The sequence below is a fragment of the Sediminibacillus sp. JSM 1682029 genome (assembly GCF_041366435.1).
Taxonomy (GTDB): Bacteria; Bacillota; Bacilli; order Bacillales; family Amphibacillaceae; genus Sediminibacillus; species Sediminibacillus terrae.
This window is the reverse complement of the sequence record NZ_JBEWYY010000002.1, coordinates 417,298-441,505: the sequence shown is the minus strand read 5'-3', so window position 1 is coordinate 441,505 and position 24,208 is coordinate 417,298. Positions and strand designations below refer to the sequence as shown.

Below are 24,208 nucleotides of genomic sequence, written 5' to 3'. Positions count from 1 at the left end.
AACACGAGAATAAATGATGGAGGCTGATAGAATGGCGAATGTAACCTTTAAAGGCACCCCGATGACTCTTGGGGGGAACGAAGTGAAAGTTGGCGATACAGCACCTGATTTTAAAGTACTTGATAATGATTTGAATGAAGTCCGTTTATCTGATTACAGCGGCCAAGTACGACTGATCAGTGTCGTTCCCTCTGTAGACACCGGAGTTTGTGCAGAACAAACACAACGTTTTAATGATGCAGCGGAAAAGCTGGACAATGTCAAAGTGTTGACTGTCAGCATGGACTTGCCGTTTGCGCAGAAGCGTTGGAAACAAGCTAATGATATTCAGCACATCGACATTTTTTCCGACCATATAGATGCTGATTTTGCCCTGAATTATGGGGTGTTGATGGAGGAACTGCGCCTACTGGCCCGTTCTGTTTTTGTCATCGATTCGGACGGCAAGGTGGCATACACTGAATATGTAAGCGAAGGTACCAACCATCCTGATTATGAAAAAGCCCTTGCTGCAGTAAAAGAAACAAATTAATTTTATTTGTTGAATGAGTGAGGACTTGCCCCGAGTGACTTGTCCGGCCGGTTTGTATTTACGAGGAGCTTTGTTCTTTGTTATACATCGGCGGATCCGGCATTCGGGGCTTTTTGTGCCTGATCAGGAATGTAAAACCAATACATAGCCATATGTTTTCTCGGAACGGATGGATTTTGTTAAAATAAAAGGCTGATGAGGGTAAACGAATGGGGGAAAAGAAGTGGAACACAATAATGTGGAAAGACTATATAATTTTCTGGACGAAATCACAGAACAAATTGGTCATCAGATGGAACAACCATATTTGGACAGTCTTGCCCTGGTGCTGGAGTACTTTTTTACCGGTGAAACGGCAGAAGAGCTCAGTGAATTTGCGCTGCAGCACTTGCGTAAAAAAGCCGGCGAAGTGGAAATCAGTTCTTTCGACCGGGAGGAAATCAGAAAATCGATTCAGTTGGCTGCCTTGAAAGGGATGCAAGGTGCAACGCAGCAGCAGCATCTTATCACTCCCGATACTGTGGCGATGTTTGCGGGATATTTGGCGAATAAACTGATGAAAGGCCGAGAACAAATACGTTTATTTGATCCTGCTTGTGGTACAGGAAACTTGTTGACTGCAGTTCATAATCAACTGGAACAACAAACAGTGCCTTTTGGCAGTGAGGTCGATGCCACCCTAATCCGGATTGCATTGATGAGTGCCAATTTCCAACAAATCGACATGGAATTGTTTCATCAGGACAGTCTCCGGCCATTCTTAATGGAACCAGCAGATTTGATTGTCTCCGATTTACCGGTAGGCTATTATCCGGATGATATCATTGCCGCTGATTTCGAGCTTAAAGCAGAAGAAGGACATTCTTATGCCCATCACTTATTGATTGAACAAAGCATCAAATATACAAAGGAAGGCGGTTACCTGGTGCTGGTCATCCCGAACTTTTTGTTTGACAGTGACCAGGCATCGCAATTAAATGCCTTCTTGCAGAAAAACGCCCATATTTTCGGAATTGTGCAATTGCCGGAGAATATTTTTAAATCAGAACAAAATGCAAAGAGCATCTTTTTGCTGCAAAAAAAAGGACAAGACACCAAAGCTCCAAAAGAAGCATTAATGGCCAAACTGCCATCTTTTAAAAATGTCCAGGCAATGAATGACATTCTGGTCAAAATAAACCAGTGGTTCAAGCAAGAAGGAATTTCTTGAAAAAATATCGGCGAATAGTTTGAAAATAAAGAATTTTGGAAGGCAAGCGTTATCATTGAAACCTTGATATTGCAAACTTGATAAAGCGGTGTTTAAATGGGTAAGGGAGTATGTAAGGACGCTTGAATGAAAGGATTGAAGGATAGTGAGCAAAATATTAGCGATAAATGCAGGTAGCTCTTCTCTGAAGTTCCAATTGATCGAGATGCCAGAAGAAACAGTGATTGCAAAAGGCCTTGTCGAACGGATCGGCATCGAAAACTCTGTTTTTACATTAGAGGCTGCAGGAGAGAAGGACGAGACTACTACAGATATCCCCGACCATGAGCAGGCAGTAAAAATGCTGTTGGACAAGCTGACGGCATCCGGGGTGATCCAATCTCTAGATGAAATCGAGGGTGTTGGTCACCGGGTGGTGCACGGTGGCGAGCGTTTCAGTGATTCCGTGAAAATCACCGACGAGGTAATCAGAGAAATCGAAGAGGTGTCAGACCTGGCGCCGTTGCACAACCCGGCAAACCTTACCGGTATCCGGGCATTCCGTGAAATTCTTCCTGAAGTTCCGGCAGTTGCTGTTTTCGATACAGCTTTTCACCAGACAATGCCGGAACAATCTTATTTATATAGCCTGCCATATGAGTACTATGAAAAATACGGCATCCGAAAGTACGGATTCCATGGTACATCTCACAAGTATGTGTCTCAACGTGCAGCTGAACTGCTTGGTTTACCGCTCGAGCAGTTGCGGCTAATTTCCTGCCACTTGGGTAATGGGGCAAGTATCGCTGCCATTGAGAATGGGAAATCAATCGATACCTCGATGGGCTTCACTCCTTTAGCAGGTGTGACAATGGGTACAAGATCCGGAAACATTGACCCAGCTTTGATTCCTTATATCATGGATAAAACAGGGAAGACTGCCAATGAAGTGATGACAGTTCTGAATAAAGAAAGTGGTATGCTTGCATTATCCGGCTTCTCCAGTGACTTAAGAGACATTACGGAACGGGCCGACGATAAGGATGAGCGTGCCGAACTCGCCCTTGAAGTGTTCGCTGAAAGGATTCATAAATACCTGGGTTCTTATGCTGCAAGAATGCATGGAGTGGATGCGATCATCTTCACTGCAGGTGTTGGAGAAAACAGTACGGAGATTCGTGAACGTGTCTTGAAAGGCCTTGAATTCATGGGCGTTTACTGGGATCCATCTCTAAACAATATCAGAGGAAAAGAAGCGTTTATCAACTATCCGCATTCACCAGTTAAAGTAATCGTCATTCCGACGAATGAAGAAGTCATGATTGCGCGCGACACTGTCAGACTTGCGTAATCAAAAATAAGCGGCTGGACCGAAAATATCCACGCTAAAAAAACCGAACGGTGATTCGAATCCTTGAATTCGTACTCGTTCGGTTTTTTATGGTTAACATATCTGTGAATCACATGGAATACAGGCTCTGTACTTATTGTGGCGTCTCCTGTCGCGAGGGGGCATAAAGTGCGCAAATAGTACATCCCTTTGCGCCAAGTTCATTCGGTTCCAGAAGAATGTGAAGGCATGTCCTAGTCTTGATATTTGTATGAACTGTCAGCATGAGAATGAATAAAAGCTGCTCAGGTACTCAAATGTAGCAGTTTCATAAAGTTCTAATTATGCCACGCGCATAGTCTTGTCCCTGTGTTACGATAGAAAAAAAGCAGGGAAGAGGGGGATCGTGTGGCAGCAAGTCCGATTAATCAGGAAGTCTCCCGTTGGGAAACAAAGCTTGAATCGCAATCGGCCAATGATTTTCAACGACTTTATGATGCTTTGCAATACCATACGGTTAATCGATTGAACGAAAATCCAAAATCCGAATGGTTCCGTATTTTGGATGATTTATTGTTTCATTCACACGCCTATTTACAAGGCTCGGCACTGCAAAAGGAAGCAAGGGAAAGATTAATAGCTCAGGGAAGGATTTTTCTTCCGTCGATAAATTCGATTGAGGATATGCAAAGATTGACCATTGAACAATCTTCTTTTATTTCCGTGCAGGAAATGGCGAAGGGACGATTGTATGCCTTGGCGCAAGGAGGTGTCGCGGGTACAGGAGGCGTGCTGTTACTTGGAACGGATTTCCCCTTGCAAGTGCTTATGAATTTGCGGCTAGTCCAGTTGATTGCAATGGGATTTGGACGAGAAATTCGTCGGCCGACTGAAATGATGCTGTCACTAAAAGTTTTTCAAGCCGCCATCCTGCCAAAAAGAATGCAGTGGGAAGCATGGCAAAACCTGCTTTCCGAAACCAAGTCTGCAGCCGATTACATGTATCAGGGGAATGATGAGTTGGTAGACGAAAATTGGCTGCAGCAGCCGATAAAGCAAGTGGTGAAGTCGCTGCTTATTTTAACAGCTAGAAGAAAAGTCGTTCAAGGAGTCCCGCTGCTTGGAATAGCTGCGGGGGCTGCCTGGAATTACCGACTGGCAAGACGTGTCGGCGAGTTTTCCCTTCGATATTATCAAAAAAGGTGTATTGTATAACTGTTAAAGCCTATCCCGATAAACCTTAGGGATAGGCTTTTGTTTTTTATTCGCTTCTTACTACTAACACATCGCAGGAAGCATATCTAGTGACACTTTCGGAAACACTGCCAATTAGAAATCTTTCCACAGCGTTCATTCCGGTTGCACCGCAGATAATCAGGTCTGCCTTGTGTTTTCTGGCGATATCTTTAGCGATTTTGATTTTAGGAGATCCGTATTCTATGTCGGTAACAATATTGGTCACACCATTTCTTTCAGCTTTTTCCCGGTAACCGTTTAACAGTTCGTTCGCGTAAGTTTCTGCCCTTTCAGCCAACGAGCGGTCATAAGCTTCAGCAGTTGCGAATGTGCGATGGTCAATGACATGGGCCAGGATCAGCTGGGCGTGGTTGCGCTTGGCGATATCAACCGCTTTGTTAAAGGCGAGTTCCGCAGCTTTTGAACCGTCGACAGCCGCTACAATATGTTTGTATTCAAACTCCATAGAAAAGACTCCTTTCTACCTCTTTATTCTATTATACCATGGCCGGAACATCTCAGATAGACGGACTAAATACGTGAAGATAGAATTTTTGTTTAGGTTAAGTTAGGATAAAGATGAATTGGCCAAAAGTTTCATTGACAATGGAGGTGCAATTTATGGGACATGCACTTATAACTGCTGGAACGAAAGGATTGGGCAGAAAAGTGACAGAAGCTTTCTTGCAGGCTGGTCATCAAGTCACCGCCACTTATTGGAAAGATAAAGAGAAAGCGGAAGCATTAGCCGAGTTGCATGAAGAAGATCCTTTACATATTGTTCAAGCGGATGTAACCAGCAAAAAGGACTTGCAAGGACTAGTAAAGCAAGCGATGACTAAATACGGAACTATCGATTACTTGATCAACAATGCTGGACCTTACATATTTGAAAGAAAGAAATTAATGGACTATTCACAGGAGGAATGGGATGCTATGATGAAAGGGAATCTTGATTCTGTTTTTCATCTATTGCAACTTACCATTCCGGGGATGCGTGAGCAGAGTTTCGGCAGGGTGATCAATTACGGGTTTCAGGGAGCCAACACCGCAGCTGGATGGCTATACCGTTCTGCTTTTGCAGCAGCAAAAGTTGGTTTAGTATCTTTGACCAAATCGATTGCATATGAAGAAGCGGAATACGGAATTACTTCTAACATGGTATGCCCCGGGAATATTACAGGTGACATGAAAGAGGCCGGTATAGAGGCAAGTCGCAAAATACCCGATGAAAAGACGCCGATAGGCAGGTCGGGAACGGGAGAAGATATCGCCAGGTCCATTTTATTTCTTTGCGAGAAAGACTCCGACATGATCACAGGTTCTGTTTTTGAAGTCACAGGTGGTTTGGATGTCATTCACCGGTACCGGTGAATGGTGTTCTTACTATACATAACAAAGATTCCTGCAAGAAATGCAGACTATTTGGAGGGATGACAAATGAATATCGGGGTACCTAGAGAGATTAAAAACAATGAAAATCGAGTGGCGATGACTCCAGCAGGGGTTGTTACACTGGAAAGTGCCGGCCATCGAGTGATCGTGGAAACCGGAGCCGGGCTTGGCTCGGGATTTACCGATGAACAGTACATTGCTGCCGGTGCCGAAATCGTTCCTTCCGCCGCTGAAGCGTGGGAGCAGGAGATGGTCATGAAAGTAAAGGAACCGCTTCCAGAAGAATATGGATTTTTCTATGATGGACTAATCCTGTTCACGTATTTGCATCTGGCTCCGGAACCGGAATTGACCAAGGCGTTGATTGACAATAAAGTGGTATCCATTGCTTACGAGACAGTCCAGCTTGATAATGGGTCGCTGCCACTCTTGACTCCAATGAGCGAGGTGGCGGGACGCATGGCTTCGCAAATAGGGGCTCAATTTCTTGAAAAACCGAAGGGTGGCCGAGGAGTGCTGCTTTCGGGAATTCCAGGTGTGAGAAGAGGAAAAGTGACCATCATAGGCGGGGGTGTGGTAGGAACTAATGCTGCCAAAATTGCAGCCGGTCTTGGTGCTGACGTCACTATCATTGACTTGAATCCTGAGCGGCTCCGCCAGCTTGATGATATCTTTGGATCGAACATCAATACATTCATGTCCAACCCACTGAATATCGCGGAAGCTTTACAAGAATCGGATTTGGTCATTGGGGCTGTGCTGATCCCTGGTGCCAAAGCTCCGAAGCTTGTTAGCGAGGAAATGATCAAATCTATGCGGGAAGGCTCCGTAATCGTGGATGTCGCAATCGATCAGGGAGGCATTTTTGAAACAACTGATCGAATTACGACTCATGATAATCCTACTTATACCAGGCACGGAGTGCTGCATTATGCGGTTGCCAACATGCCCGGAGCGGTGCCGCGCACTTCGACAATAGGTCTGACGAACGTTACCGTACCTTATGCGCTACAATTGGCTAACAAAGGCTATCGGAAGGCCTGTGCAGATAACAAAGCACTCCTGAAAGGGATCAATACATTAAATGGTTTTGTTACCTACAAGGCGGTGGCAGAGGCACATAAATTGGAGTATGCTGAAGCCGAAAGCATATTACAACACAGTTGATAGATGTAATGAAGTTTTTTCGCAAAGACTTTGTTGTTTTTTATCTTCATTGGACGAGAACATCTATCAGAGAAAACCGGGACTAGGATGTTTCTTTCGATTAAAAGCCTGGATCGCTGATGATTTAGGCTTTTAATAATGGATGATGGAGGGAGGATGGCTGAATTCCCTCCCTCGTTCTTCGTTATACTACTTACAAAAGGACAGGGGGAGAAAAAATGGGGACCCGGAATAAGTTGGATCCATTGAGTCATCTGATTGATCAATATAACTATCATACGTGGTCGAATAAACGTCTGTTTGACCACTTAAGAAGTCTTCCCGAAGAAGTTATTCACAGGGAGGTGGAAAGTGTCTTCCCCACACTGGCTACGGTGCTTGTCCATGTTTATTTCACGGAAACGATATGGTTGAAAGTGATGCAGGGCAAGGCATTTGACACGATCGAAGAATATGTTGACCGCCAGTTGTTGACAAGCAGTTATGCAGAAAAGAGTCTTGAAGATATAGAATCTGATTACCAGCGGCTTGAAGCGGACTTCCGATCTTTTTTGAAGGCAACCTCTGATCCTATGCTTGAACTATCAATTCAGCATCCCACATTCGGGGAAATGGAAATTTCCATTTTTCACTTAGTTGGCCATCTTATCAATCATGCCACATATCATAGAGGAAACATTACTGCCATGTTGAGACAGTCAGGATATAAGGGTATCTCTACTGATTATGTCGTTTACCATATGAATATGAATCATCAACAAAATACTTAAGCATGCCCGTCGAAAGTGTAGAATCTTGCCGTAGTGGTAGGAAGAACGCATCAATCGTCCTTATTCAGTATATAGCCAAAAAACGGAACGGATTCGTTGAATTAGAATCCGTTCCGTTTTTGCTTTGGTGGCCATGTTTTTATCCCGGCCTTTTTAACTTCGGTGATTGTTTTATCGGTGATTTTCCTCTATTCGATTATTTGCAATGTTTTTGGATAGCTTGTTAGCAATTCCGGCCCTTTTTTAGTCAGGAACACTTCGTCTTCAATCCTGACCCCCCCCACTCCGGGTACATATATACCTGGTTCCAGGGTAAAGCTCATTCCTTCTTTCAGGGTTAAATCGTTTTCGGAAGTTAACGATGGGTATTCATGGACGTCGACACCGATCCCGTGACCGATCCGATGGGTGAAGTATTCACCATAACCTTGGCTTGCAATATGCTCTCTGGCCACTTGATCCATTTTGCCGGCTGCATTTCCGATTACTGCAGCATCAATCGCTTTTTCCTGTGCCTTCAACACGGTTTGATAGATTTTTTCCTGCTCTGGATCTATCTGTTTATATGCAACTGTTCGGGTGATGTCGGAGCAATACCCGCCAAATACGACACCAAGATCAAACAGCACCAAGTCACCTGATTCAACTTTATCCTGCCCAGGTGTTCCGTGTGGAGAGGCAGTTTTTTTGCCGGATAGTACCATGGTGGAGAAAGACATCTCCCTCACACCTTGTTTTTTCAATTCATATTCGATTTTAGCCAGGATTTCCATTTCGGAAACCCCTTCCTGGATTGCCTCCACACCTGTTTTGATACCGAAGTCCGCTAAATCGGCAGCTTGTTTGAGAATCGTATATTCTTTTTTGTCCTTGATAACGCGTAAACCAGCCAATATCTCTGTCCCATCCACAATTTCGCAGCCTGAGACTGTTTGTTGTAGGTGCTCGAACCGGGATACCGAAAAATCTTCCTTTTCAATGGCGATTGTGTCGGGAGTTTTATTTCGCTTCGTTAAATAGTCCTTGAATAATTTCCAGGGGTTATCCTGATCTTTGTATGTGAGGAAATCGCCTTTCCAGCCGGAAGCGATGGCGTCTTCTTTTTCCATTTCCGGGAGTATGAACAATGGCTCTTCATCACTACTTATGTAGACTGCCACCAGTCGTTCGTGTGGATCGGTATAATGACCGCTTAGATAATAGACATTTGCCTTGGAGGTAACCAGGGCGCTGTCGAAGTTTTGCTGTTTGAGTTTTTCTATCAACGTTTGTAATCGTTCCATGAATTTCTGCCACCTTTCTTTATCTTATATTAGTATAACAAACTAGCCCGGTATAATGACAATATTAGCGGGGAATGAAAGGCTGAAATATCTTTTTGGCAGGAACTTTGTTACCATAAGTAACAAGGAAAAGAAAATTTAATAAGAATTTGAAACCTGAGGGATATTTCATCCGTAAACAGGAATATACAAGGATTTTTCTTGGAAAGATGAGGTGAACCAGTGGGAATATTTTCGAAACTGTTTAAAAAAGAATCAAAAAAACCAGAAATAAAAGAACGGTCCGCCTTATCGATCGAGGTCGGTGATATTGTAACCTATGATCTCGTCGATTACGAGGTGGTCGGAAAAATCACCTATCGTGAGGACAGTTATGAATGGTTCGGCTACCAGCTTCTGGAGGGGAAAAACACCATATGGCTTTCTGCTGAAATGGATGAACAGTTGGAGCTTGGTATTTATCAATCGGTAAATCTTCCCGTCTCGAAACCTTTTCCGAAACAATTGACTTATCAGGATGCCGTTTACTATCTTGATGAGCAGGGAGAAGCAAGGGTGGTAGGTGAAGGCAGGAGCAGAAACATAAACGGCAGACAGATACACTATGCGGAATATTATGATGAAGACGAAGAGCATTATCTTAGCCTGGAGGACTGGGGCGGCGAAATAGAAGCAAGTTATGGGTATGAAATTGAACCTTATGAAATTAAAATCATTGCAGGTTCCATATAATAAAGGAGGACTCACCTATGTTCAAAATGTTTAAACGTGTCAGTACTATTGTAAGCTCGGAACTCAATGCCATGTTGGATAAAGCAGAAGATCCAGTGAAAATGCTGGAGCAGTTCATGCGCGACATGGAATCCGATATTCGCGAAGTGGAAAGCTCGGTTGCCAAACAAATCGCCAATGAAAAAATGTTGAAGCGGAAATACGACGATGCCCAGGCATTGGTTGATAAAAGGCAAGGTCAGGCTGAGAAAGCGATTGAAGCAGGAAACGAAGATTTGGCCCGCCGTGCGCTGGAAGATAAAAAAGATCAGCAGGAACAGGCAGATACATTAAAAGAATCGTGGGACAGGGCTCAAAATGATTCCAAAGTGCTTCGTGATAAGCTGGATGAAATGAAAAAAGAGTACCAGCAAATGAAATTGAAAAAAGATTCTCTGAAAGCCCGGGCCGAATCTGCAAAAACCCGGACCAAGATGAACCGGACGATGTCTTCAATCGGAAGTGACGAGTCGAAACGGGGATTCGAACGCATGGAGGAAAAAGTCCTGCAATTTGAAGCGGAGGCAGATACTTCTGATGACTTGTCTGCTTCAAGTAAGTCGCTTGATGATGAATTTGAAAGTTTGGAAAAGAGCGGTGTAGATGATGAATTAGCCGCCTTGAAAAAGAAACTCGGCAAGGAATAATAGTTGCCGTTACGATCAGGGGATGGAATAGACAGGTGAAGAAGTCACCAGTAAAACCCTTGTACCTGCCACAGGCTGCAAGGGTTTTTGCAGGTATTCTTCCCATTAGAAAGGAGGTACGGCTTCCATCATGCACAAACTATTTGGGGTTTGTTTGCTGTCGCTTGTTTTATTGCTGACTGCATGTGGATCTGATCTTTCCCGGCTTTCTGGCACCGAGGAAGAACCATCGGTGTCCGTAGAAGAAATACCGGAAGAACCGGATAGGCAGGAAATAGAGGAGCAGTTGAAAGCTTCTTCCAATCAGGACATCGAAGCAGTTTTTGCCAACAATTTTTATTTGCTGGATGTCATTTCAGGTGATGACGCGGAAGCGAATGTATATGCCACCAGACAATTCACGAGGGAACAGCTGGTATCACTTGTTTCCAGTATAAAGCAGCCTGATGAAACAAGTGAGGTGAAAGATGGGGAACAAATATTGATTTACCCAGATTATTTTGTCACCTTCAAGCCTAGTGAGGAAGACCAGGATGTGTTGCTGATCGAAGTGGCTTCTGACCAATTCGTGCGAAGCAATTACTCACCGAACCACTTAAATGGATTTTTTACTTTTCTACTGTTGAACAGAATGCTAGGAACTTCCAACTGGGAGAAAACACGAATGGAACAGTGCCGGAACGGCGGCTGTTATGGAGGCTATACGACGGGTGACCGCGGAGGATTGAACACGAAAAGAGGAATGTCTTCCTACCGTGGTGGTGGAGCGAGTGCTGGTAAATAAAAATTAGAGGAGGGAAAGAAATGGAAATGGGTCCGTTTGTATCGACTTTTATTTATTTCATTATTGCTATATTGGTTGTGCTGGCCGGATTGGCTGTGTTCGAAACCTTGACAAGAAAGTACCGTGATTGGGAAGAAATCGAGAATGGAAACGCTGCTGTTGCACTGTCCGTCTCTGGAAAAGTAATCGGTATTTGTATTGTGCTCGCTTTTGCCATCTATCATAGCGTCACCATTTGGGAAACGGTGATTTGGGGCGTTTACGGAGTGGTATTGCAGGTTATCGCTTATTTATTGTTTGAAGTGCTGACAAGAAAATTTTCGGTCGAAGTAAAGTTAAAAGAAAATAACACTGCAGTCGGCATTGTATCTCTGGCTGTTTCGATCGGATTAGCTTTTGTAATCGGGGCATCCATTACATAAATACCAATTGTGTCGCATGGGTCTGACTTTACGTAACAAGAAGTCAGGCCCAACTTTATTTTTGCTACAGACTATGGAAAGACGGAGTGAATCTAATTGGAACAACAAGCTGTCAGGCAAAGTAATTTTATCTACTGGGCTTCAGGAATTGTGTCGATTTGTGGAATCGTATTCGAAGTGCTGTTTGGTGCACTTGGATCTTATATCCTTGGAGATGGCGTCAAGCAGTACACATTGGTCATCTCTTTTTTCTTGACTGGAATGGGAATCGGGGCAAGCATAAGTGAAAAAGTGATGAAGCATTTATTGATTGCTTTTGTCTATATTGAATTTCTTGTCGCGTTGATCGGCGGGTTTTCCAGTTTTGCCATGTTCGGAATTACAGCTTTTTCTCCTGATGGATCCGACGCATTGTTTTTGTATATCATCACATTGACTGTCGGAGGGCTGACAGGTCTGGAATTGCCGATTTTAATCAGGAAGGCTAACGAAATCGGTGTCACCTTGAATCGTAGTACCGCCCGGGTATTGTTTTCTGATTATGCAGGAGGCTTGATAGGGGGACTTCTGTTCGTGTTTTTTCTTCGCCCGGCTTTGGGAATGGTGAAAAGTGCATTTTTTGTTGGCTGTATCAATCTTTTGGTCGCACTTGTTGTATTATGGCTTTTCCGGAAGGAGATCAGTCGCATAACCGTTCACTTTTTAGTTGGCGGCGTCATTCTGGTGGCACTTCTGCTGGGCTTCTTGTTTGGGGAGGAGATGGCGTTTACCTTTGAACAAAAACTTTATCAAGATCCTATCATTCATATGGAAGAAAGTCAGTATCAAAAAATCATTTTGACGAAAGACGGCAATGACACCCGTTTGTATTTGAACGGGGGACTGCAGCTTAGCTCTATCGATGAATACCGCTATCATGAGGTGCTTGTCCATCCCGCCATGGCACAAGCCGACAAGCATCAGAGTGTATTGATTTTAGGTGGCGGTGATGGGATTGCTGCCAAGGAGGTACTGAAATATCAGGATGTGGAAAACATAACACTGGTGGATTTAGACCCAGCAGTCGTCGAACTTGCAGAACAGGAGCCGCATTTGTTGGAATTGAACCAGGGATCGTTGCAAAATGAAAAGGTAGACATCATCCATCAGGATGCCTTTCAGTTTCTGGAAAATACAGATCGCTGGTTTGATGTGATTCTTGTTGATCTTCCCGATCCGAATGACGAGAGTTTAAATAAATTGTACACAAAAGAGTTTTATTCGCTTGTCCGGAATCATTTACGCCCTGAAGGATCTTTAATGGTGCAGGCGACCAGTCCGGTATTTGCGAGAGACGTATACTGGACCATATCCGAAACGATTGCAGCGACCGGATTGAATATAGAAAATTTCCATGTCGATGTCCCCAGTTTCGGGAATTGGGGATTCGTGATGGGAAGCCGGCAGGAAATTCATGTGAACGATTTGGGAATAAATGTGCCTGTTCGATTCCTCACTACCGACATGCTCCCTGGTTTAACTGAGTTCGGTAAGGATGAAGGCAATCCAATGGAAGCGATGGAAGGAGGAGGCGATACTTCCGAACTACAGCCGAATACGTTGATTGATCCGAATCTTATTCAAAAGTACGAAAGAGCTTGGGAAAACTATTAAAAATGATGAAAAAGGGTATAACGTTTGAATAGAGCATTTTGTCTTGCTAGGATGAAATTAACGATAAACTATGAGGAGTGAGAGAAATGAAAGTGTCTTTCCACGGTCAATCAGCTGTGAAGGTAGTGACGGAAAAACATACGATTTTTATTGATCCATTCATCACAGGAAATGGAGCATCCGACCTTGATGCAAGCAAGGTCGAAGCGGATGTCATTTTGCTGACGCATGGTCACAACGATCATGTTGGTGATACCCTCGATATCGCTAAACGGAATGATTCTCTGGTAGTGGCACCGAACGAATTGGCAAACTACTTGTCATCACGGGGGTTGAATACCCATCCAATGCATATCGGCGGTGCTCATCAGTTCGATTTTGGGAAGGTCAAACTCACGCAGGCATTTCATGGTTCTGCTTTCACGGATGAAAATGGCGAGAGCATTTACACCGGGATGCCGGCTGGAATTCTGTTGACGGTAGAGGGGAAAACGATTTATCACGCAGGTGACACAGGTCTGTTTTCCGATTTGAAATTAATCGGTGAGAGGAATGAAATAGACCTTGCATTCCTGCCGATAGGTGATAATTTCACCATGGGACCGGAAGATGCGTTGGTCGCTGCGGAATGGGTCAATGCGAAGCAGGTTGTGCCTATTCACTATAATACATTTCCATTGATTGAGCAGGACGGGGACGCATTTGCAGAGAAAGTGAAACCTGGAAAGGGCATAGCACTTAAACCGGGTCAATCGATTGATCTTTAACAGATATGATAAGAGCTTCTGCCTGATACGGCGGGGGTTCTTTTTTTATTGAAAATCATCAATTTCATTGCTCGTGGTTAATCGACGGCAGGAACAGCCTCGTAAAGCTCCTGCGCCTCCCCCTTCGAGGTCTTAAGAGGCAGGGACAACTTAAGCATGGCCATTAAAGCAAAAACCAAATCAAACTCCAAGTGCTCATCGTGTACCTAAGCGGTTTTATTCCATCCAATGGAGGCGAGGAGCGCAGACTCCGGAGGAATGGGCGCGAGCCGAAGATCCACTTGGTCAAGCGATCTTCTTGACCAAGTTGGCTGAGGCCGTGCCCGCGGCAAGCATCGACCGATAAACGATTCGTGAGAATCAACAGCAAACTTTAAAATCTCTTCTAGATTAGAAAGGACTTTTTTCAGTGGCCACTGACGAATCGTTCGGTTTTTATTTGGTCACGAGTGAAAATCACACCGCCACATGCGAAAGTGAACCAAATACGCTTGGAGAACGTCGGAGCAAACAGGAGAAGCATCGGTGAAAACAGTGAGCGACTGCGGGTTTTGCTTTTGAAGAGCATGTACCTTCTGGACGACGCATACAATAGTACAACCAAACAGATGGGGGTGAATAGGTGAAACAGTATGCATTGTTGAGAATATTGTTGGCTTGTTTCTTTTTATACGTGGCTTGGCCGGAAATCGGGAGACAGGCAGGCCCGGCTGCGGGATACTTCTGGGCGGGCTGGCTCGCGTTTTTCCTTCTTGTCGCAGGGGCAAATCTGGCTACACTTTTACAAATGACCAAGCCTCCGGTCATGGAACAAGGAAATGAGCGACGGGTGGCAACTGGTAAAAATTGAAGGCAGCGCCGAACATCTGTATAATAACAAGTAGATAAAAATTATTAGTACAGATGAAAGAATGGTGAATGGCTTGGCTACCAAACATGAACAAATCCTCGCGTTCATTGATTCACTGACAGTCGGACACAAAATTTCCGTAAGACAGATCGCAAAAGAGTTGAACGTCAGTGAAGGAACAGCTTACCGTGCTATCAAAGAAGCGGAAAACCAGGGGATGGTCAGCACGATCGAACGTGTCGGCACGATTAGAATAGAAACGAAGAAAAAAGAGAATTTTGAGCATTTAACGTTTGCAGAAATAATCAGTATTGTCGACGGCCAAGTATTAGGCGGGAGAGAAGGGCTTCACAAAACGTTGAATAAGTTTGTGATCGGTGCCATGAAACTGGATGCCATGATGCGGTACACTGAAAGAGACTCTTTGTTGATCGTCGGCAACAGGGTGGGTGCCCATGAACTGGCAATCCAGGAGGGGGCTGCCGTACTGATAACCGGTGGTTTTGATACAGATGAACATGTAAAACGGCTGGCAGATGAAAAAAAACTCCCGATTATATCGACCAGTTATGATACCTTTACCGTTGCAGCCATGATCAACAGAGCGATTTATGACCAGTTGATAAAAAAAGAAATTGTCCTTGTCGGAGATATCTATACTTCGAAAAACGAGGTCGTTTTAATGACAGCGAAGGACAAACTGGCAAAATGGTATCAATTGAATGAACAAACAACACACAGTCGCTATCCGGTTGTCGATGAAAACAATCGTGTCATCGGCATGGTGACATCCAAGGATATAATAGGAAAAGACAAGTCTATTTCTGTAGAAAAAGTGATGACCAGGAACCCGATGACTGTACAAAAGGAAACATCGTTGACTTATGCTGCCCATATGATGGTATGGGAAGGAATCGAAATCATGCCTGTTGTCGGACCCTCTCAAAAGTTGGAGGGGCTTGTTTCCAGACAGGATGTGCTAAAAGCGTTACAGCACATACAGCGACAACCTCATGTGGGAGAGACAATCGACGATCTAGTTACAAGCAGGCTGGACGTTGTGGAGGATGGGGACAGCCCGGCCATTTACCGCTCGGTGGTCACTCCACAAATGACAAACCAGCTTGGCACATTATCCTACGGTGTGTTCACTTCCTTTGTCACCGAAGCTTCGAGCAGGCTTCTGCGACAGTATAAAAAAGGCGATTTAGTAGTGGAAAATCTATCGATTTACTTTATCAAGCCGGTGCAATTGGAAAGTATGCTGGAGATTCGGCCTAGGCTGCTTGAGGCCGGAAGAAAATTCGCAAAGGTGGACATCGAAGTTTTCAACGAGAAAGTGTTAGTCGGAAAGGCCTTGTTGCTTGCCCAACTGATCGACAGATAGAGTGAGACGCCGGCCGCAGAGGGCCGGCTCCAAGCAGGCTGCTCCTGCTTCTTCATATACATATATTATCTTGAAAGCCTTTTTTGTTCTTTCCGGTAATGGCGTGCACGTTTATAACCATCCACCAATTGCATGGCACCCAGCAGGAAAAAGACAATCCCGATGTATAGGGCGAGCTGTGTCTGGTAATACAGGTATTGGTTTACACCGAAGAACACAACAAAGATGCCTAAGCAGATTTTTCCTTTGGCATTCATATACAATTGATTCAATGTATCGTTACTTCTGAGAATTGCTACCTTATAATAGACGTACAAAATTAAGGAAACCATAATGATGATAGGGAAAATTACCATGAAAAATCTACTCCTAACCTTATTTTACAACGTCTCCATTGTAGCTTTTTTTCACTCGTATTGCTAGGACTAAAATAAGATTATTCCAAAGGGAGTGTTTCGATGAAAAACAAGGAAATACTAGAAAAAATCAAGCAATACCAGACAATCATTATTCATAGGCACGTGAGGCCCGACCCGGATGCCTTCGGTTCCCAAGCCGGATTGGGCGAGTTGATCAAGCATTCTTTTCCCGAAAAAGCTGTCTATCTCGTAGGTGATGAGGACCCTTCTCTCAGTTTTTTGGCAAAAATGGATACAGTGACAGATGAATTATATGAAGCATCACTAGTCATAGTATGTGATACCGCCAACCAGGCACGGATCGCAGATCAACGTTACAAGAAAGGCAAAGAGCTGATCAAGATCGACCATCATCCTGATGTGGACCCGTATGGCGACTATGCCTGGGTGGAAACAAAGGCCAGCTCTACCAGTGAAATGATATATGAGTTGTATTTAGAAGGAAGAGATATGGGGTTTGCTTTCAATGATAAGGCGGCTCGGTTAATTTATGCAGGAATAGTAGGGGATACTGGAAGGTTCTTATTCCCGAGCGCTACCAAGAAGACCTTTCAATATGCCTCTGAACTGGTCACGTATGAGTTTGACCGGCCAAAGCTTTACGATGCTCTTTATAATACCAAACCAAATGTAGCAAGGCTGAAAGGGTATATCCTCCAGCACTTTAAAATCAGCGAGGCCGGTTTTTGCAATGTAAAAATCCCTCGGAAAACTTTGGAGGAATTTGGAGTCACCTCTCTTGAAACGAGCCAGTTCGTGGGAATCCTTGGAGACATGGAAGGAATCAAAGCATGGGCTTTCTTCGTGGAAGAGGAGGATATTATTCGTGTCCGACTTCGTTCGAAAGGACCGGTAGTGAATGAAATTGCTGCGAAATACAATGGCGGAGGCCATCCGATGGCTGCAGGTGCTACCGTAACAAACTGGGAAGAAACAGAAAACGTTATAAGTGATATGGAGAATGTGTGCGCGAGCTATAAAGTCGATTAATGGGCCGAACATCTGAAATCAGGACTACTCTTGCCATGAAGGCAGCGATGAGTCCTGATTTTATTTATGTGGAGAAATCAAGAGAAAGGTGTAATTTCAGGGTTGGAGCGATAACGAGTTGGTTGATGCTCGCTGTATAGTCGATATCCTCGACACGATAGACGGTGTTTTCGAGCGTGGAAATCAGTAATTGATCATTTTCGGACAAACTTGCGATGTCCTGGCCGACCACGCTGGCAATCTCTTCTTTTATAGCATCCTGCAACTGGTGGACAATTAGCCTGTCGAGTTTTAGTTGCTCGGCGTTGTCGATTTCGACCACAATCGACTTCACTACCACTTTTTCCTTTGTTTTTTCATCCAATTCCTTTTCGTTTTCCAACAGTGCTTCATTTTGTTTCTCCAGTTCTGCTATTTGTGATCGTAAATTCATATTATCTTCCAGCCATTTTTCATAATATTGACCGTACATATATAAGTAAATGATAAAGGCAACAATGGCGCCAAAAAATCCTCCTGCAAAAAATCGCTGCCAACTTTCTTTTTTATAATAGGGAGGTATGTGCATTTATTCTATATCCTCCTGCGTGAACCACTCGATGACGAGGATGGAAGTTTGCACGCCTCCCATGGCTGTCACAATGAGCAATACTTGCTTTACGATGTCCAGGGTGGAACCTTGAAAAATCCCCTTTTCAAAATTGGAAATGGCATCGAACGTCCCCCCGATAGCAGCTACGATAGCCCATATCCTCAATTTTCTTGCGACAGTTGTGACCGATGTCAAAGGCGGATCACCCGTGGCCAAATAACCGATACTGCCTATGATCGATCCCCCCATGATCACCCCTAAAGCGATGAAATAGCAGTGGATCAGGGAGAACACAAACCTTTCCTCCATACTCCTTTCCTCCCCTCTCAACCTTTTAACATCCGAATGACAATCGGTGTGCGGGTTCTCTTTTCAGTTTATGAGGAGAAAAGACAAGTTATGATAAGCGGTTATCATTTAATCTGGCAAACCTATCGGCTATAATAGGATAGTAAGGTAAAGGAAGGTATTATATATGGATTTCTCACATTTACAAGTGCGAAGCGGCTACAGTTTAATGAAAAGCACCATACATATAAGTCAGTTGGTGGAAAAAGCGGGAGAATTGGGTTATGAGTCTCTCGCATTGACAGATGATGCAGTGTTTCATGGGGCTGTGCCATTTTACCAGGCTTGTGTTGCCAAGGGAATCAAGCCCATTTTGGGTATGGCGGTGGAACTGGAAGACGAGCGGTTGCCCTGCATCCTGCTGGCTCAGAATAATCAGGGCTATCAACAATTGTTGAAGCTGAGCACGGCGCTTCAGTTGGAAGAGACACAGTCGACAACGATGGAACAATTGGATGGCTTTGTTGAAGATGTGACAGGGATCATTCCTATAACGAAAAACTGTCTGGAAAGCTTTCCTTTCGAACGATTGGCAGGTTTATTCAAACAGTGTCAACAATTGTTCAGTCAGGACGCCTTTTATTTGGGAATCGATTGCAGCATCGGGGAATCTGCTCACTTGGAAGATTGGAAAATGTTCAGCAAAACTACCACCATTCCGGCGGTAGCTGTTAGTAATGTACGTTATTTACGTGAAGGCGACCGCCATGCGTATGACGTTCTTCTATCAATGAGAAATGGCGAGAAATGGGCACCTGAAACAAAACACGACGATACAGCCGATTTTCTGAAATCAAAACAAGAATTGCGGAATGCGTTTCAATTCTGGCCGGAGGCACTGGAGAAAACCGGTGAAATAGCGGCTGAATGCAATGTCGAGCTTCAGCTTGACGGGAGGATGCTGCCGTCTTATCCGGTTCCCGGAGAAGGCTCGGCAGATGAATATTTAACTAAATTGTGCTATGATTTTATTTTTGATAAATACGGACATGTGTCTGAGCAGGTTAAACAACGCCTGGACTACGAGTTAGAAGTGATCAATTCGATGCAATTCAGCGATTACTTCCTAATCGTTTGGGACTTCATCCGCTTTGCCAAACAAAATGGAATCATGGTCGGGCCTGGCCGTGGATCTGCTGCAGGTTCACTTGTTGCATATGTGTTGGGGATAACGGAAGTGGATCCAGTCAAATACGACTTGCTGTTTGAACGTTTTTTGAATCCGGAACGCGTATCGATGCCCGATATCGATATCGATTTTTCCGATACCAGAAGAGAAGAAGTTATCCAATATGTAAAAAACAAGTATGGGCCTGATCATGTTGCGCAAATCATCACCTATGGAACATTTGCGGCACGTTCTCTGATCAGGGAGCTGATCAAAACATTGCAAATTGATCAACAGGATGCGGCCTTTATATTAAAGGAGATTCCGCAACATACTTCACAATCGATCAGTGACATCGTCAAGGCCAGCGAACCGATAGTGAATTATGCCAAACAGTCGCCGAAACTGCAGGTGCTGTTCAAGGTTGCATCACGGCTGGAAGGCCTGCCTCGCCATATTTCGACTCATGCTGCGGGGATAGTGATCAGTGAAGAACCGTTGGTCCGACATGTCCCGTTAATAGCTGGTCATAACGGAGTGGCATTGACACAATTTGCGATGAAGGAGTTAGAGGCAATTGGTTTGCTGAAAATGGACTTTTTAGGTTTGCGGAACTTGTCGCTGCTCGAACGAATAACCGAATCAATCGAGCGGAAGGAAAAGCTGGAAATCGACTTGAAAGATATCCCTCTGGATGATGAAGCAGCGTTTCAATTGCTACGCCGGGGACAAACCAATGGGATATTCCAATTGGAGTCGAAAGGAATGCAAAGTGTGCTGCTGGACCTGCAACCGACATCGTTTGAGGATGTTGTGGCAGTTAACGCATTGTACAGACCGGGTCCCATGCAATATATATCGGTATATGTCAACCGCAAACATAACCGCGAAAGCATAGAATACCCCCATCCTGATTTGAAGCCGATTTTGGAAAAAACATACGGAGTGCTTGTTTATCAAGAACAAATTATGCAGATTGCCAATAAAATGGCTGGATTTTCGTTGGGACAGGCAGACATTTTGCGGAGAGCTGTAAGTAAAAAACAGCATGGTATCATGCAGGAACAAGAGCAAGCTTTCCTCAAAGGGTGTCTGGCCAATGGTTATGATCAAAAAGCTGCACGCCAGATTTTTGACTGGATCGTCCGCTTTTCCAATTACGGCTTCAACCGGAGCCATGCGGTGGCATATAGTATGATTTCTTACCAGCTTGCTTATTTGAAGGCCCACTTTCCTGCTCATTTCATGGCGGAAATCATGGGTGCGGCTGCAGGACATCAGGAAAAAATCCAACTATATATAAATGAAGCCAAGCAGTTGGGAATCAAAGTGTTGCCACCTTCGATCAATAGAAGTTTCGGCAGATTCCATGTCGAGAACAGCCATATTCGTATGGGAATGTTGTCGATAAAAGGGGTAGGCGGTCAAGCAGTAAGGGAAATAGTGCAAGGAAGAAAAAACAACGGCCCCTACAAAAATCTTTTTGATTTTTGCATGCGTGTCTCTTTGAAAACCGTGAATCGTTCTGTCATAGAATCTCTTATCTTGGCAGGAGCCTTCGATGAAAGCAATGCCAACCGGGCAAGCCTGCTCGGGACAGTCGACCAGGCGATGGAGCAGGCGGAATTGTTCGGTGAGTTCGGTGACCAGCCTTCACTCTTTCAGAACAGTCTGGAATTGGATGTCACCTACAAGGAAACAGAAGACTTCTCTGATATGCAAAAACTAACCTTTGAGAAGGAAGTGCTCGGGATCTATATATCGAGTCATCCTTTGGCAAAGTACAGGGAAAAACTGAGGAGTGCAGGGTATATGCTTCTCGAAGACTCGGTGGATTTCGCGGGGAAAAACAATCTTAAAGCAGGGGCGGTCGTCCAGGAACTGAAAAAAATCAGAACCAAGCGAGGCGATCCGATGGCCTTTATGACGATGGGGGATGAAAAGGCGCAGATGGAAGCCGTCATTTTTCCAGAACTGTATCGTCAGGTCAGCCCCTGGCTGGAGGAAGAGTCTATAATCCTCGTCAAAGGAAAAGTTGAACTACGAAATGATCGTTGGCAGTGGCTCTTGTCCGAAATCCTTCCGTTCGACGAAGAACAATTGGAAGTAAGCGGCCAAAGGAGATTGTTTTTGAAAGTGGAGGAGCACAATGAAGAACAAGTTTTATCGCAAATACGAAAAGTAGCCGACATATTTCCGGGAAGCAGTCCGGTCATCATTTATCATGCGGGACGCAAAAAAACGTATCAGTTGTCAAGCAGCTACTGCATGCAGATCAACAAGAAAAGCCTGGATAACCTTTATCAATTGCTCGGTAAAGAAAACGTAGTGGTCCGGAAGTAAGGAAAGGGAATCGGCGGAGTTTCACGGTGTAATAAAGTCAACCTTTACACCGATATAGCTTTTGTTATAATAGAGTAGTTAAGTGGTCAGACCAATTTGAATCAGTTGAAAAACGGCCGGAACGATAAAAGGAGCGGATCGGAGATGTCTAATTTAAGGGATGAGGCATTACATATCCATCGGGAAAATCAAGGGAAGTTGACAACGCAGACAAAAATTCCGGTGAGAAATGCCAAAGATCTCAGTTTAGCTTATTCGCCGGGAGTGGCGGAACCTTGCAAAGAGATTTATGATCGGAAAGAAGCGGTTTACGAATACACAATGAAAGGCAATATGGTAGCCGTTGTCAGCGATGGTTCAGCAGTCCTTGGACTCGGGAATATAGGCCCGGAAGCTGCACTTCCGGTTATGGAAGGGAAATCGGTCCTGTTTAAAAGCTTTGCCGGTGTAGATTCCTTTCCGATTTGTCTTGATACCCATGATGTGGAAGAAATTATTCAAACAGTGAAACTGATGGAACCGACCTTTGGTGGAGTGAACCTGGAGGATATTGCGGCACCCAATTGTTTCATTATCGAAGAAAGATTGAAAAAAGAAACGAACATCCCGATTTTTCATGATGATCAGCATGGCACAGCGATTGTGACGGTTGCCGGTCTATTGAATGCTTTAAAATTGGTAGATAAGAAGTTTTCTGATATAAAAGTGGTGGCCAATGGGGCCGGAGCTGCCGGTATCGCAATTATCAAGCTCTTGCATAATCTCGGTGTCAGAGATATTATTATGTGTGATTCCAAAGGGGCCATCTTTGAAGGAAGAAACTATGGGATGAATGGCGTCAAAGATGAAGTAGCGAAAATCACCAATAAGGAACGCGAGGAAGGAAAGCTGGAAGAAGTCATGGCGGGAGCAGACGTGTTCATCGGTGTTTCTGTCGGTGGATTGCTTTCCAAAGAGATGGTGGAAAGTATGAATGATGATCCGATCATCTTTGCAATGGCTAATCCAGATCCCGAAATCATGCCGGAAGATGCCAAAGCTGCAGGAGCAAGGGTCATTGGTACAGGCCGGTCAGACTTTCCGAATCAGGTGAACAATGTGCTGGCGTTTCCTGGAATATTCAGAGGAGCCCTCGATGTGCGGGCGACTCGAATCAATGAAAAAATGAAAATTGCAGCTGCAGAAGCTATTGCAGCTTTGATTACTGAAGATGAGTTGAACGCTGATTATGTCATCCCTGCTCCTTTCGATTCTCGCGTAGCTCCCGCAGTGGCGGCTAGTGTAGCAAAGGCTGCTATGGAGTCCGGTGTGGCAAGGATTCAAGTGGATCCGGAGCAGGTTGCTGAAAAAACCCGCAGACTTACAATGATCGACGAAAAGTAAATAAAAGCATGCTGCAGCCTGCGCTGCGATGAGCGAAGCTCCATGTGAAAGGAAAGCCTTGGCGTCAAACACCAAGGCTCTCCTTGTTGACCTTATACGAGCTGCACGGTCCGGAAGCTTTGAACAGGGAGTTTGTTTTTTGGAAGGGGGGTTCTTATCGTTTCGAAGCCGGAGAAAATGAAGGTTTATGAAGAAGTGCTCAATGAAATCCGCGATTACATTGAGGGAAATGATTTGTCGCCGGGGGACAAGCTGCCTTCTGAAAGAGAGTTGACAGAGCATTTAGGTGCTGGCAGATCGTCCGTCAGAGAGGCACTCCGTGCTATTGAATTGCTAGGGTTAATTGAAACGAGAAGAGGAGAGGGAACCTTTTTGAAAATGTACCAACCGTATCATACAGTAGAGCTGTTGTCGTCGTTCATTTTACGGGATTCTAACACAAAACAGGATATCGTTTTGTCAAAGCGGATTATTGAAAAGGAAGCAGCCAAACTGGCGTACAGCCACCTATCCGAAGAAGAAACGAAAGAGCTGCAGCATGTCCTGGAAAGGGAGCAATTAACTGCAGAGCAGGCTCATTATCAGTTTTTCTTGATCATTTTCAATAGCGGGGAAAACTTTCTGCTGCAAAAAATATGGCACTTATTGAATGATTTTTCTTATGCAGCGGAGAATGTTTCCTATGACAAGCAATTTTATCATCTGCTTGTACATATATATATGGATGGTAAATATGAAGATATTGAAACACTTTTCAGCAGTTTGCAGCGGGAGGCAATATCAAAAGCCGAATGAAACGTGTGGAGAAGGTTTCAAACGAGAGTTAAAAGGAGGGATCATCC

The 24,208-nt window shown here is 44.4% G+C and carries 24 protein-coding genes; 19 read left to right on the top strand and 5 right to left on the bottom strand.

Annotation, left to right across the window (positions count from 1 at the left end):
* The first annotated feature begins 31 nt into the window (after nt 1-31).
* The 4 genes from tpx (at nt 32) to ABVF09_RS06055 (ending at nt 4,266) form a co-directional block, all read left to right on the top strand.
* Nucleotides 32-532, top strand: coding sequence for a thiol peroxidase (gene tpx / locus ABVF09_RS06070; RefSeq protein WP_371068766.1), 501 nt, complete (start codon nt 32-34; stop codon nt 530-532).
* A 223-nt stretch (nt 533-755) separates the two neighbouring features.
* Complete coding sequence (locus ABVF09_RS06065) at nt 756-1,742, top strand: class I SAM-dependent methyltransferase (protein ID WP_371068765.1); 987 nt, start codon at nt 756-758, stop codon at nt 1,740-1,742.
* A 145-nt stretch (nt 1,743-1,887) separates the two neighbouring features.
* Entirely contained in the window at nt 1,888-3,072 is a 1,185-nt protein-coding gene (locus ABVF09_RS06060; RefSeq protein WP_026771071.1) for an acetate kinase, read from the top strand.
* A 387-nt stretch (nt 3,073-3,459) separates the two neighbouring features.
* Entirely contained in the window at nt 3,460-4,266 is an 807-nt protein-coding gene (locus ABVF09_RS06055; RefSeq protein WP_371068764.1) for an EcsC family protein, read from the top strand.
* 46 nt (nt 4,267-4,312) lie between these two features.
* Here the strand turns inward: ABVF09_RS06055 and ABVF09_RS06050 are convergent, their stop codons facing one another.
* On the bottom strand, nt 4,313-4,753 hold the full coding sequence (locus tag ABVF09_RS06050) for a universal stress protein (protein WP_026569702.1): 441 nt from the start codon (nt 4,751-4,753) through the stop codon (nt 4,313-4,315).
* Nucleotides 4,754-4,908: 155 nt separating this feature from the next.
* On the opposite strand from ABVF09_RS06050, the gene ABVF09_RS06045 reads away from it, so the two are divergent.
* From ABVF09_RS06045 to ABVF09_RS06035, 3 genes are all read left to right on the top strand, one after another.
* Nucleotides 4,909-5,661: an SDR family oxidoreductase gene (locus tag ABVF09_RS06045; protein ID WP_026569703.1), complete on the top strand. Its 753-nt coding sequence runs from the start codon at nt 4,909-4,911 to the stop codon at nt 5,659-5,661.
* A 66-nt stretch (nt 5,662-5,727) separates the two neighbouring features.
* On the top strand, nt 5,728-6,849 hold the full coding sequence (gene ald / locus ABVF09_RS06040) for an alanine dehydrogenase (RefSeq protein WP_371068763.1): 1,122 nt from the start codon (nt 5,728-5,730) through the stop codon (nt 6,847-6,849).
* A gap of 218 nt (nt 6,850-7,067) precedes the next feature.
* Nucleotides 7,068-7,619 (top strand): DinB family protein, encoded by a 552-nt coding sequence (locus tag ABVF09_RS06035; protein WP_371068762.1) that lies wholly within the window; start codon nt 7,068-7,070, stop codon nt 7,617-7,619.
* 188 nt (nt 7,620-7,807) lie between these two features.
* Here ABVF09_RS06035 and ABVF09_RS06030 read toward each other — a convergent pair whose 3' ends face one another.
* The gene (locus ABVF09_RS06030) at nt 7,808-8,902 is read right to left on the bottom strand and encodes a M24 family metallopeptidase (RefSeq protein ID WP_153464768.1); all 1,095 of its coding nucleotides are present in this window, start codon (nt 8,900-8,902) and stop codon (nt 7,808-7,810) included.
* Between the two features lie 222 nt (nt 8,903-9,124).
* On the opposite strand from ABVF09_RS06030, the gene ABVF09_RS06025 reads away from it, so the two are divergent.
* The 8 genes from ABVF09_RS06025 to ABVF09_RS05990 all read left to right on the top strand — a co-directional run bounded on the left by ABVF09_RS06025 (nt 9,125) and on the right by ABVF09_RS05990 (nt 16,183).
* Nucleotides 9,125-9,634 carry a DUF4178 domain-containing protein gene (locus tag ABVF09_RS06025; RefSeq protein WP_026569706.1) on the top strand — a complete coding sequence of 170 codons (510 nt, stop codon included), beginning with the start codon at nt 9,125-9,127 and terminating at the stop codon, nt 9,632-9,634.
* Between the two features lie 17 nt (nt 9,635-9,651).
* A complete protein-coding gene (locus ABVF09_RS06020) occupies nt 9,652-10,320 on the top strand; it encodes a PspA/IM30 family protein (RefSeq protein ID WP_026569707.1) in 669 nt (222 codons plus the stop codon).
* 130 nt (nt 10,321-10,450) lie between these two features.
* Nucleotides 10,451-11,104: a DUF4247 domain-containing protein gene (locus ABVF09_RS06015; protein WP_026569708.1), complete on the top strand. Its 654-nt coding sequence runs from the start codon at nt 10,451-10,453 to the stop codon at nt 11,102-11,104.
* Between the two features lie 26 nt (nt 11,105-11,130).
* Nucleotides 11,131-11,526 (top strand): DUF350 domain-containing protein, encoded by a 396-nt coding sequence (locus ABVF09_RS06010; RefSeq protein ID WP_026569709.1) that lies wholly within the window; start codon nt 11,131-11,133, stop codon nt 11,524-11,526.
* A gap of 96 nt (nt 11,527-11,622) precedes the next feature.
* Nucleotides 11,623-13,179: a polyamine aminopropyltransferase gene (locus ABVF09_RS06005; RefSeq protein WP_026569710.1), complete on the top strand. Its 1,557-nt coding sequence runs from the start codon at nt 11,623-11,625 to the stop codon at nt 13,177-13,179.
* A gap of 86 nt (nt 13,180-13,265) precedes the next feature.
* On the top strand, nt 13,266-13,946 hold the full coding sequence (locus tag ABVF09_RS06000) for a metal-dependent hydrolase (protein WP_026569711.1): 681 nt from the start codon (nt 13,266-13,268) through the stop codon (nt 13,944-13,946).
* A 622-nt stretch (nt 13,947-14,568) separates the two neighbouring features.
* Nucleotides 14,569-14,796 (top strand): hypothetical protein, encoded by a 228-nt coding sequence (locus ABVF09_RS05995; RefSeq protein ID WP_026569712.1) that lies wholly within the window; start codon nt 14,569-14,571, stop codon nt 14,794-14,796.
* 73 nt (nt 14,797-14,869) lie between these two features.
* Entirely contained in the window at nt 14,870-16,183 is a 1,314-nt protein-coding gene (locus ABVF09_RS05990) for a DRTGG domain-containing protein (protein ID WP_026569713.1), read from the top strand.
* Between the two features lie 65 nt (nt 16,184-16,248).
* Here the strand turns inward: ABVF09_RS05990 and ABVF09_RS05985 are convergent, their stop codons facing one another.
* The gene (locus ABVF09_RS05985; protein WP_026569714.1) at nt 16,249-16,539 is read right to left on the bottom strand and encodes a YtpI family protein; all 291 of its coding nucleotides are present in this window, start codon (nt 16,537-16,539) and stop codon (nt 16,249-16,251) included.
* A gap of 102 nt (nt 16,540-16,641) precedes the next feature.
* On the opposite strand from ABVF09_RS05985, the gene ABVF09_RS05980 reads away from it, so the two are divergent.
* Nucleotides 16,642-17,592, top strand: a complete 951-nt coding sequence (locus ABVF09_RS05980; RefSeq protein ID WP_026569715.1) for a DHH family phosphoesterase — start codon at nt 16,642-16,644, stop codon at nt 17,590-17,592.
* 64 nt (nt 17,593-17,656) lie between these two features.
* Here ABVF09_RS05980 and ytrI read toward each other — a convergent pair whose 3' ends face one another.
* Both ytrI and ytrH read right to left on the bottom strand, forming a co-directional pair.
* Complete coding sequence (gene ytrI / locus ABVF09_RS05975; protein ID WP_026569716.1) at nt 17,657-18,160, bottom strand: sporulation membrane protein YtrI; 504 nt, start codon at nt 18,158-18,160, stop codon at nt 17,657-17,659.
* Nucleotides 18,161-18,493: a sporulation membrane protein YtrH gene (ytrH, locus tag ABVF09_RS05970; RefSeq protein ID WP_026569717.1), complete on the bottom strand. Its 333-nt coding sequence runs from the start codon at nt 18,491-18,493 to the stop codon at nt 18,161-18,163.
* Between the two features lie 166 nt (nt 18,494-18,659).
* On the opposite strand from ytrH, the gene dnaE reads away from it, so the two are divergent.
* The 3 genes from dnaE (at nt 18,660) to ABVF09_RS05955 (ending at nt 24,161) form a co-directional block, all read left to right on the top strand.
* Complete coding sequence (dnaE, locus tag ABVF09_RS05965; RefSeq protein ID WP_026569718.1) at nt 18,660-21,983, top strand: DNA polymerase III subunit alpha; 3,324 nt, start codon at nt 18,660-18,662, stop codon at nt 21,981-21,983.
* 144 nt (nt 21,984-22,127) lie between these two features.
* Complete coding sequence (gene ystJ, locus ABVF09_RS05960) at nt 22,128-23,366, top strand: NADP-dependent malic enzyme (RefSeq protein ID WP_026569719.1); 1,239 nt, start codon at nt 22,128-22,130, stop codon at nt 23,364-23,366.
* A 177-nt stretch (nt 23,367-23,543) separates the two neighbouring features.
* Nucleotides 23,544-24,161 carry a FadR/GntR family transcriptional regulator gene (locus ABVF09_RS05955; RefSeq protein WP_037328997.1) on the top strand — a complete coding sequence of 206 codons (618 nt, stop codon included), beginning with the start codon at nt 23,544-23,546 and terminating at the stop codon, nt 24,159-24,161.
* Nucleotides 24,162-24,208: the final 47 nt, after the last annotated feature.